This is a genomic window from Alteromonas sp. 5NS40-0096, assembly GCF_057544385.1.
The window spans coordinates 1-9,176 of sequence record NZ_BAAJLQ010000015.1; the positions used below are offsets into that span (position 1 = coordinate 1).

General features: G+C 39.8%; 16 protein-coding genes. All 16 read left to right on the forward strand.

All coding sequences use genetic code 11. The annotated features are described in order from the left end of the window. Positions 1-476 (forward strand): hypothetical protein (locus AC27G9_RS21000; protein ID WP_487076510.1); only part of this gene is annotated, 476 nt, incomplete at its 5' end. Between the two features lie 75 nt (positions 477-551). Continuing rightward, complete coding sequence (locus AC27G9_RS21005; RefSeq protein WP_487076512.1) at positions 552-1,046, forward strand: hypothetical protein; 495 nt, start codon at positions 552-554, stop codon at positions 1,044-1,046. 550 nt (positions 1,047-1,596) lie between these two features. After that, the gene (locus AC27G9_RS21010; protein WP_487076513.1) at positions 1,597-2,031 is read left to right on the forward strand and encodes a hypothetical protein; all 435 of its coding nucleotides are present in this window, start codon (positions 1,597-1,599) and stop codon (positions 2,029-2,031) included. A gap of 108 nt (positions 2,032-2,139) precedes the next feature. Beyond that, the gene (locus AC27G9_RS21015) at positions 2,140-2,685 is read left to right on the forward strand and encodes a hypothetical protein (RefSeq protein WP_487076514.1); all 546 of its coding nucleotides are present in this window, start codon (positions 2,140-2,142) and stop codon (positions 2,683-2,685) included. A gap of 119 nt (positions 2,686-2,804) precedes the next feature. Continuing rightward, positions 2,805-3,101: a hypothetical protein gene (locus AC27G9_RS21020; protein WP_487076515.1), complete on the forward strand. Its 297-nt coding sequence runs from the start codon at positions 2,805-2,807 to the stop codon at positions 3,099-3,101. A gap of 124 nt (positions 3,102-3,225) precedes the next feature. Next, positions 3,226-3,519: a hypothetical protein gene (locus tag AC27G9_RS21025; protein WP_487076516.1), complete on the forward strand. Its 294-nt coding sequence runs from the start codon at positions 3,226-3,228 to the stop codon at positions 3,517-3,519. Positions 3,520-3,660: 141 nt separating this feature from the next. Then, the gene (locus tag AC27G9_RS21030) at positions 3,661-4,002 is read left to right on the forward strand and encodes a hypothetical protein (RefSeq protein WP_487076517.1); all 342 of its coding nucleotides are present in this window, start codon (positions 3,661-3,663) and stop codon (positions 4,000-4,002) included. A 120-nt stretch (positions 4,003-4,122) separates the two neighbouring features. Further along, positions 4,123-4,416, forward strand: a complete 294-nt coding sequence (locus AC27G9_RS21035) for a hypothetical protein (RefSeq protein WP_487076518.1) — start codon at positions 4,123-4,125, stop codon at positions 4,414-4,416. Positions 4,417-4,523: 107 nt separating this feature from the next. Beyond that, the gene (locus AC27G9_RS21040) at positions 4,524-5,030 is read left to right on the forward strand and encodes a YcxB family protein (RefSeq protein WP_487076519.1); all 507 of its coding nucleotides are present in this window, start codon (positions 4,524-4,526) and stop codon (positions 5,028-5,030) included. A gap of 108 nt (positions 5,031-5,138) precedes the next feature. After that, positions 5,139-5,582, forward strand: a complete 444-nt coding sequence (locus AC27G9_RS21045) for a DUF2513 domain-containing protein (RefSeq protein ID WP_274742465.1) — start codon at positions 5,139-5,141, stop codon at positions 5,580-5,582. Positions 5,583-5,704: 122 nt separating this feature from the next. Further along, positions 5,705-6,091: a hypothetical protein gene (locus tag AC27G9_RS21050; protein WP_487076520.1), complete on the forward strand. Its 387-nt coding sequence runs from the start codon at positions 5,705-5,707 to the stop codon at positions 6,089-6,091. 539 nt (positions 6,092-6,630) lie between these two features. Further along, entirely contained in the window at positions 6,631-7,314 is a 684-nt protein-coding gene (locus AC27G9_RS21055) for a hypothetical protein (RefSeq protein ID WP_487076521.1), read from the forward strand. A 50-nt stretch (positions 7,315-7,364) separates the two neighbouring features. Further along, the gene (locus AC27G9_RS21060) at positions 7,365-7,622 is read left to right on the forward strand and encodes a hypothetical protein (protein ID WP_487076522.1); all 258 of its coding nucleotides are present in this window, start codon (positions 7,365-7,367) and stop codon (positions 7,620-7,622) included. A gap of 181 nt (positions 7,623-7,803) precedes the next feature. Continuing rightward, entirely contained in the window at positions 7,804-8,091 is a 288-nt protein-coding gene (locus tag AC27G9_RS21065) for a hypothetical protein (RefSeq protein ID WP_487076523.1), read from the forward strand. 117 nt (positions 8,092-8,208) lie between these two features. Continuing rightward, entirely contained in the window at positions 8,209-8,574 is a 366-nt protein-coding gene (locus tag AC27G9_RS21070) for a hypothetical protein (RefSeq protein ID WP_487076524.1), read from the forward strand. 110 nt (positions 8,575-8,684) lie between these two features. Continuing rightward, on the forward strand, positions 8,685-9,086 hold the full coding sequence (locus AC27G9_RS21075) for a hypothetical protein (RefSeq protein WP_487076525.1): 402 nt from the start codon (positions 8,685-8,687) through the stop codon (positions 9,084-9,086). Positions 9,087-9,176: the final 90 nt, after the last annotated feature.

The window sequence follows — 9,176 nt, forward strand, 5'->3', positions numbered from 1 at the left end:
TATTTCAAAGGAAGCCTATGGATAGCTGGTTTGTAAATCATTCTTTTAAGAAATGGCTCAAAGCCGTGGTTAGTGTTGGCAATAATCTAATTGAGCTTTCCAATAATCGCGCAGATCTAGAGTTGACCAGCACATACGAACATTTCTTCGTTATTGCTGTAGGTAAATCATTGGAATGGGGGGCTGAACTTGAAGAGTTTGATACTGCAAAATTTCAAACTTATTGCACTTACAAGGAAAACCTACCTGAAGCAAGATTAGTCAGAAATATGAGGGAACATGACGTAGCTTACTTAAAGGGAGAGGGGCGTAGGCAGCAAGAGTTTGTTGCAGAGTTAAGTGTTAATAACGGAAATCTTACAGCTTCAATTGATGGAACCTCCACCATAATTTGTGATGAAGGCTATTTAATTGGCGGACGTCTAAATGTTCAAGATACATTAGCTCATGCACAGCAAGCGTTAAGTGAAATATAACAAGTCAATTAACTACGCGCCTTCGGCGCCGGACGCAGCAAAGCTGCGCCGGTTATTGAAGCGTTATGTGACTCTATGAAATATTTAACAGTTACTCTTTTTTCCATATTCGCTTCTTTCTGCGTAGTTGCTGAGCAGTGCGAAGTAATATTCTTTAATGACCAATTTAAGCTATGCGCAGAAGAGTCACCGGCAAATAGTGCTCAGCAGCACACATACTATGACATTTACGCTATTCATCGAATGACGAATGAGAAAACTTTCATTTCCACTGAGCTTTTTATTGACGATGTATCAAATGTCATCAGAGTCAATGAACGTGAGTATTTTTATAAAGCATTTATTGGAGGCAATAGCCCACCATCTGAACAAAGGCATGTTTTATTATTTGTAGACGCTGGAGTTGTTACAAATGGCGGCAACTTTTCCGGTATAGAAGATATAGACATGGACAATAAAGATGATTACTTTTTATTTGAACTAACAAATATTGGTGCAAGCTCATATCTAGACGAGTACTCTAAAGTAAAGCTAATTATCCAAGACAATAAATTGGTTGTATCAAAGTGACGTCACATAACAAAACGCTCAAGTCGCAACCTGCTGCGCGTGCTGCTGGGACAATATACAATGCGGCTTCGCGATTATCGCATTGTACATTTGCCCCTTAGCTTAGTGCTATATGTCCTCATGAGTTACAGATTAAAAAGAAGTATCGATGTTTTGGTTCAAAGTGAACTAAAAAAGTGCCAGCTACAATTTAGTGTGGGTGCTCATAACTTGCTAGAGGTTTCAGAGTATAAAGTGGATGCGGCATCAAACGCAGTATTGGTATATCTATTAGACTCTAAGTTTCTACCTAAAGGAGAGTTACCTTTTACTGTGATTGACGTAAAAGGAACATATGGAGTTTTTACGTTTGAGAATAAAGCTGCAATTCTCGAAGCTAGTAGCTCAATTTTGGAATCCATTTAGGTTGTTTTTGGCATCATGACACATAACAAAACGCTCAAGTCGCAACCTGCTGCGCGGGCTGCTGGGACAAATACACAATGCGGCTCCGCCATTCTCGCATTGCGCTTTTGCCCCTTAGCTTAGTGTTAGATTATCTTGAGGGAATATGAAAAAAGTAGCAATTTTGTCAGTCTTCTGTAGCTTATTATTTACAGCTTTAGCGTCAGAAAATATAGACGAACTTAGTGTGGAAGAACTGCTGCTTCAGGTAAAAGAAAATAAGAAAAAACAATATCTGGCTAGTAACGTTAAACTGCCACTTGGAAACAATCGGATAAAAGGATATTTTTTCGCCGGTGCACCATATTCAATTTTTCAAATATGTGGTGAAGCAGAGGCTATTGAGATTGAGGAGAATTCTAATAAAGATAGCTTATATAAATTGGGTACAGGCGCAAAGTATGTTGAAGCGACTGGTGAACTCTCACTAAATACGAATTCCTTTGGTCGCAGGTTAAAGTTTGAAATCACAAAAATTCATGAAGTAAACGAAAACATGAAGGAAGATTGTGTATGGGATATGAGTAGGTGGCAACGATAATCTAACAAACGCATTAAAAACGGACGCAAAAAGCTTGGCTTGCGCTCCTTCGTCGCAAATTGTAGCCAAGCGTTTTGCGCCGCTTATGCGAGCAGTTATACACCTACTATGAAAAAAACCGCATTTCTAGCTTTTCTCATTTCTTGCAGTGTCTTTGCCAGCACTCCGGCTTCATGGCAGGTTCGTATTGATGATTACGGTTGCATTATGCTCATTGAACCACGATTCAATGAAAGCAAAATACTCGAATGCGGTGATTTCTGCGCTGTACTATCTCAGTTTTCTTTCATGCTCCCAAATGACAAAGCACCCATTCTAAACAAACTGAATTCAGAGCCCATGACTCTAATTCATGGCGTCACAATTGCTACAAGGGGTACTACAGAGTCTGTTGAAATTTCAAGCGTGGAAGTGAATATTGAAGGTGCCCATGAACGTTTGTATAAATTACAATCAGAACCTTACTCTGGATACTTAATCGGAGAAGCCGCAGAAAAAGTAAAAAAACATTTAGTGAAATCGGATAGCCTTGGTTACAACGTCAATTATTCAAACGGAAAATCGACCTCTTATAATGTTCCAACAAAGTTTTTCATAGCCGCACACGAGATGTTCAAAACTTGCAAAAGGGGTTTAAATAGCAACGGTGTATAACAAAAAAATAAAGTCACTCGCTGTCGCTCGTTGGGACGCTAACACGCTGGGCCGCTTCGCTATTATGCCCTACGCGTTATCGCCCCTTATTTAAAAGTTAGGTGCTTTGGAGTTAGAAAATGGCTGGAGGTGTTTTTTTTGTTTTTGTTTTGCTTGTTCTTTCCACCGTTATTGCTTCAATATGGTTCTTTAAAGGAAGTGGCTCTCAAAGTAGCAAGGTCGTACACGCCTCTTTATATATTTGTTGCACTCTTTTACCAGCAATAGCTATCGAGCTTATAAATGACACCTCAGAGCAAAGTGTCATTTTCAGCAATATCAGCTTCATTTTGTTCTTCTGTGCAAGTGTATATGGGTTTGTTCTTCCAATACTTTCAAGCTATGTAAATGATCGGATTAAAAATGCACACACCTAACAAAACGCTCAAGTCGCAACCCGCTGCGCGGGTCGCTGGGACAAAAACACAATGCGGCTTCGCCATTATCGCATTGTGCTTTTGCCCCTTAGCTTAGTGTTATGTGCTACAGGTAACCTGAACAATGGACAGTGTAGAAATCGAAATGGTCGTAGAGGTTTCCTTGCTAAAGGAAGCAATGAAAGATCGCTGGGGCTTTGGCACAGGAATAAGACCAAACCATTGGATTCCCGGCCGAGATTATGCATTTATGGGTGTGCTCAATTTTATAGGTGTTGAGACATTAAAATCTGGGGATACATGTAAAGCGAATGGTTGCTTTTTAGTGCCAAAACAAGACGCTCATTTGTTTAAAAAAGGTTTCGCATGGCACATATGTGAAGCATACAAAATAGTGGGGTATGTAAAGGTTGTTTGAAACAATCGCACATAACAAAACGCTCAAGTCGCAACCCGCTACGCGGACTGCTGGGACAAATACACAGTGCGGCTCCGCCATTTTCGCATTGTGCTTTTGCCCCTTAGCTTAGTGTTATGTGCTTTTAGAGGATCTAGGCTGATGTTTTATAAATGCTTTGTTCTAGTATTCATACTTTTTGCCTCATTCCAAACCCATGCAAATCCGGAAACGAGCACAGGTTTAAAGAAATTGTGTCATGAAGAGGTTGAAAATGAAGAACGTCAGGATTGCTCAACGTTGTTGGGGTATCATTTGGTAATGATGTACAACCCATCATCAGAACAGGGGAGCAAATTTGAAATATGCGATGAAAATTTGAATACTAAATTTTTCGTACAAAAATTCATTGTTTTTATGGAGAACAATCCAAAATTTGAAAACGTATCACTCATCAAAGTATTGCCCGCATTCTTCGAACAAGAAATCATGTGTAGCACCTAACAAAACGCTCAAGTCGCAACCCGCTGAACGGGTCGCTGGGACAAAACCACAGTGCGGCTTCGCTATTTTCCCACTGTGCTTTTGCCCCTTAGCTTAGTGTTATATTTCTTGAGGGAACCCGTGACTAACGAACAAAAAGCTCTCCTAAAAACTCTGGAAAGAGTATTGTTGAAAATACGAATGATTGGATACGAAGGGCAAATTTCAGGGCTTACAGCTCGTCAGTCTGAAGAGATAGCAGATTTAGCAGACGCGGTTCATCATATTCCTGAAGCAATTCTAGAATCTAATAATAAATTTGATTTAGAGTTTAATACTGAAATTATGTTGGGTGGATTTGATAGCAAGTATAATGGCGTTACCAATACAAATTTACTAGAAGTCTACGAACATATTTTGAATAACGAAATATAACAAGCTGTTAAAGCGGGACTGCTAAAGTTTGGCTCGGTTCCGCTTCGCTTCACATTTTAGCCAAACCTTTATCAGCCGCTTAACAGGGCGTTATATTCATGGATGTTATGAAGTTTAAAATAAATCTCACCGTAAATGATTGGCTCGCTTATCAACAGTTGCTGTCTAGCGAAGCTCCAAGAAAGTACTTAAAAACTTGGTTTTTATTTGTTGTAAACGCTGTAGTCTGGTTTTTGCTCGCGGTCATTGTAATGTCTACGTTGAGAGAAATATCAACAGTTCATTGGCCCACTGCAATTACGATTTCCGTTGTCTTTCTCTTACTAATCTTTAATCACTACATCAACGTCCCAAAACTATTTAAACATGCATATGCCCCGAAAGAAGATGGTGCATTTTGTGGGAGCCATATTTTTGAGTTAAGCGAAGAGGAAATGAAGATCTCTAGCGAAGCTTCATATTCTGTTTATAAATGGGGTGTCTTCAAACGTGTAAAACAAGAGAATGGATTATTGGCACTCTTTATTGATACATCGAGTGCGGTACTGATACCACTCAGAGACATTGAAAACAAAGACGAAATAATTCACTTTTTAAGTGATAAGGTAAAATGAATATAACAAGGCGCTCAAGAGGGACACAAACATGGCGCGCCTCCGGCATTATAGCGCCATATTTGTGCCCCTTAGCTTAGTGTTATACCCTCAAAAGGATATTGAAACATGCGTATTGATTTAGCCTATCTAAAAGAGCTCTTATCAGAGTTCCTAAACGCAGAAACAGCGCATATTAGCGTTGTAAAATTGCAGGACAATGGATTTCCGATTAGTTCCTCAGACAATCCTGAATACTTAGACGAAAAGTTCGTTTTTCATATGCAGATTCTGATGGATAATCGATTAATTTCTGACAGAAATTTACATTTGTCTGGTTTGGATTCAATAGGCATTACAATGGGCATAAGCGGTCCCCCTCTGATCTTCGATAAAGATATTAGGTTAACTCAAGCGGGCCACGATTTTGCCAATGCTTTAGATAAGCAAGAAGTGTTTGAGAAACTTAAAACTGAGTTCAAAGATGCTCCATTTAAAGTAGTTTTTGATGGAAGCCAAAAGTTGCTTCAGCACTATTTTAAGAAAAAATTGAATGATATTTTGGATGAGTAACGGGTATAACAACCCAATTAACTCGCTCACTGCGTTCGCTGGGACGCATACACGCGGGCCGGCTTTGCCATTATGCCCCACGTGCCTGCGCCCGTTATTGGAAAGTTAGGTTTCCGATAGTTATGCTCCCTGAATTTGACAAACTGCCATCTGTATTAACGTACGAAGAAGTTGAGAAGCAGCTTCAAATTATCATGGATATTGCTGAGAATCACGCTGAGCCGCCAATATACATGATTCAAGAAACGATTAACGATGGAATATCTGCATTAGAATATAATCCAAGAGGATATTTTAGTGCAGCGATAGAGACTAGAGTCTCAAGTTGGGCTATGTCTCACTGGAGCTGGGAAAAGGGAGATCGCGATTTCATTGACGGGCTTACTGCGATAATTATTAATTTCAGTTCTCTGTCGGCAAGTAGACAGTTTTTTGAGGAGATGCTTCAAACGGAAACTCGAAAGTTCGCTCAGGAAGAATTAAAGGATGTATTAGAGAACGATGTATAGGAAACCTAACAAAACGCTTAAGTCGCTGCCCCCTGCGCGGTCTGTTGGGACAAATACACAATGCGGCTTCGCGATTTTCGCATTGTGCTTTTGCCCCTTAGCTTAGTGTTAGGTGCTTTTCAGGGAAAAGGGCTAAATTGGATGAACAAAGCTAGGTCAATTAGCTTGAGTATGTTTTGTATTTGCTTAGTTCTATTTATTGGCTCAGCTTACAGAATGGAAACCTGTGGTTATGACTGTGGTCTTTTTTCTGTATCAGTTGGAATAGCAACAGTTGTTTATTATGCTGCGTCGTTTTGGTTGGGTATTTTTTCTTTTGCGATCTTTATCGGCATTAACATCTATCGATTTATCAAGTTAAAATCAAAAACAAACAGCATATAAAACAAGGATTTTTTATGCACGCACCTAACAAAACGCTTAAGTCGCAACCCGCTGTGCGGGCCGCTGGGACAAATATACAATGCGGCTCCGCCATTTTCGCATTGTATATTTGCCCCTTAGCTTCGTGTTAAGTTTAATCATATATTGGAGAAAAAATGAACGAAAGAATGATGAGAGATCTTGAGATGGCAAAGATTGAACGAATGGAACGAGAAATGTTTCTTTCGCGTCGAAAGGATATATTTGAACGCCAAACGATGCTCATCAGTCTTATGCCTAAATTAATTTTCCCTTTGATATTGATGCTAATAGCAATGATGCTACTTGAGCCGACTAAGAATTTGATGTCGCAATATGAACGAATATTATCAGCTGAAGCAGAAGGTATGGAAAGGCTTCCTGACTTAAGAAAACAGATCACTATCCTTGAAAAGCAGTTAGCTAATCTAACGACTTCTTCTATTGAAAATAGACTGGGAAAAATTGAAAAGTCAATTGCTGCTGGCGACGTAGATATTGATGAGGTCGCCACATTGCAACAACTTAAGGCAGACTTTGCTATTTTAAAAACTTACATGTTTTCTGATCCAGAAGATTTAGTGAAGTTAAAAACTCTTCAGCGAGATTATTCAGAGATGTCATCAGAAATAGGTGACTTCGTTAAAGAAGATGTTGTAGAAAGAGAAATAAAATTTCTTACAAATATGTTCTATACAGTGTTAGGGTTTCTTGGAATCTTGATTTCAATTGTAGGTGGCTCATGGTGGTTTACTTCAAGAAAGCTCAAAGCATTAAATGCGGAAGAACTTAACAATGCCAGTCAGCAGGACGCAGCATAGCTGCGCCTCTGCTGGCGGCGTTATGTGCTATTCATCTAGTAAAAAGAAATATGGATATTAATAAGCTTTCGGAAATTGCAAACATTAGCTTCGATAAGGAGCATAAATGCAAAGAAAATATCTTTAGTAAGGATATTAAAATCCTTCATTCAGTCGAGGGCTCCGGTTCTTGGCAGTTGTATAACTTACATTTTGCATCAAAAGAAGAAGTTCAAATGAAGGAAGCAGATTTCGAAGGAGAACTTGTTTCTCAAACTATGTTCATCGTCTGCTTTTGCCCTTTTTGTGGCGAAAAATTAATAACCTAGGAAGGGCTAAACATGTTACTTATTGGACAATTCAATAGTTCATTACAAGGTTGTTTTCGGCACGCACATAACAAAACGCTCAAGTCGCAACCCGCTGCGCGGGTCGCTGGGACAAAAACACAATGCGGCTTCGCGATTATCGCATTGTACTTTTGCCCCTTAGCTTGGTGTTAGGTGCTTTATGGAAGAACAAAACATTACATTGAATTTGCCAATCGACCTTTCTGAAAAAGAATGGTCTGATGTTGGACGCGTATTCTCCGAAATGGATGGTTGGAAATCTCATCCAGAATACTCCTGTTGGTTTGGCGAATACGGAGAAGAAAAATATATCATTGCATCAGCGGAACCGAGTGGACTGCAAATTTCGGGCAAAATAGACTCTCTAATATGGCTAGGTTGGATCACAAAACTTTGTGCCAAACTAACGCTTGCACTTGGTAGGGAAGTCTATGACGCGGAAGTATAAACCCGCACTTAACAAACCAATTAACACACTCGCTGCGCTCGCTGGGACGCCTACTTGCTGCGGCTCCGCCATTTTCGCAGCAAGCATTCGCCCGTTATCGGGGCGTTAGGTTTCATTGTGAGATTACTTGTAATCGCAATTTTGGCTGTTGTTTTGTTTTTCCCGTTGTATTGGCTGTTTTATTTCATCACAGGCCAAGAGTGGACAGCTTGGATTGCTGGTGTTTTGGTTTGGATAGTATTCCCAATCATTATGTTAAAAATTTGGGAAACTGAATGGCGCGGAAGACTGGTTAGAATACTCAATTATGCAATTGCAACAATGTTGCTAGTACTTTCTGCAATATACTTGTATCAAAGCTATGCAGCTTCAGAATCATTGTCGGGTCCTATTGGTTTCTTTGTGTTTTTTGGCTTGCCTTCAATTTATTATCTTTTTAAGGGTAAGTTCCATATAAATCTAAAAGGCGGAGATGAAACCTAACAAACAAATTATGGCACTCGCTAACGCTCGCTGGGACGCAAACACGTGCGCGGCTTCGCCATTATTGCACACGTGTTTGCGCCCCATATTTGGAAGTTAGAAGACTAGCGATGATTTATGAGCCTAAGGTTGTAAAAATAGAGACTGGTTTCGAATCAGACTCTACAGTAGACATTGACGAAATTACATTCGACAAAGAATGCTTAAACATTGCTGTTAAATCGAAGAGTTGGAGTATAAAAGCTCATTTCGATGCTATTTATGGTTTCAGAGTGCTTGATGAAGGTGATTTAGGCGAGTTTTGGAGTGAATGTAACTTAAAAACTGGTTGGTGTTTTGAAGTAATCGACGGTGGCTGGAATGCACTGGAAAACACCAGAGAACACTTCATTACTGGTAAGCTATATCAGCCGAGGGAGTATCTAATTATTGGTTTAAACGAGTGTGTTTCGGTTTTAGCTTTTGAGCAACCAAAGGTAGTAGAAACATCGTCTTCTAACAAAACACTGTAGTCACTCGCTGGCGCTCGTTGGGACACAAACACGCAGGCTCCCTTCGCTTCGCTCCGTATTATAGCCTGCGTATTTGTGCCCCTAAGTGGG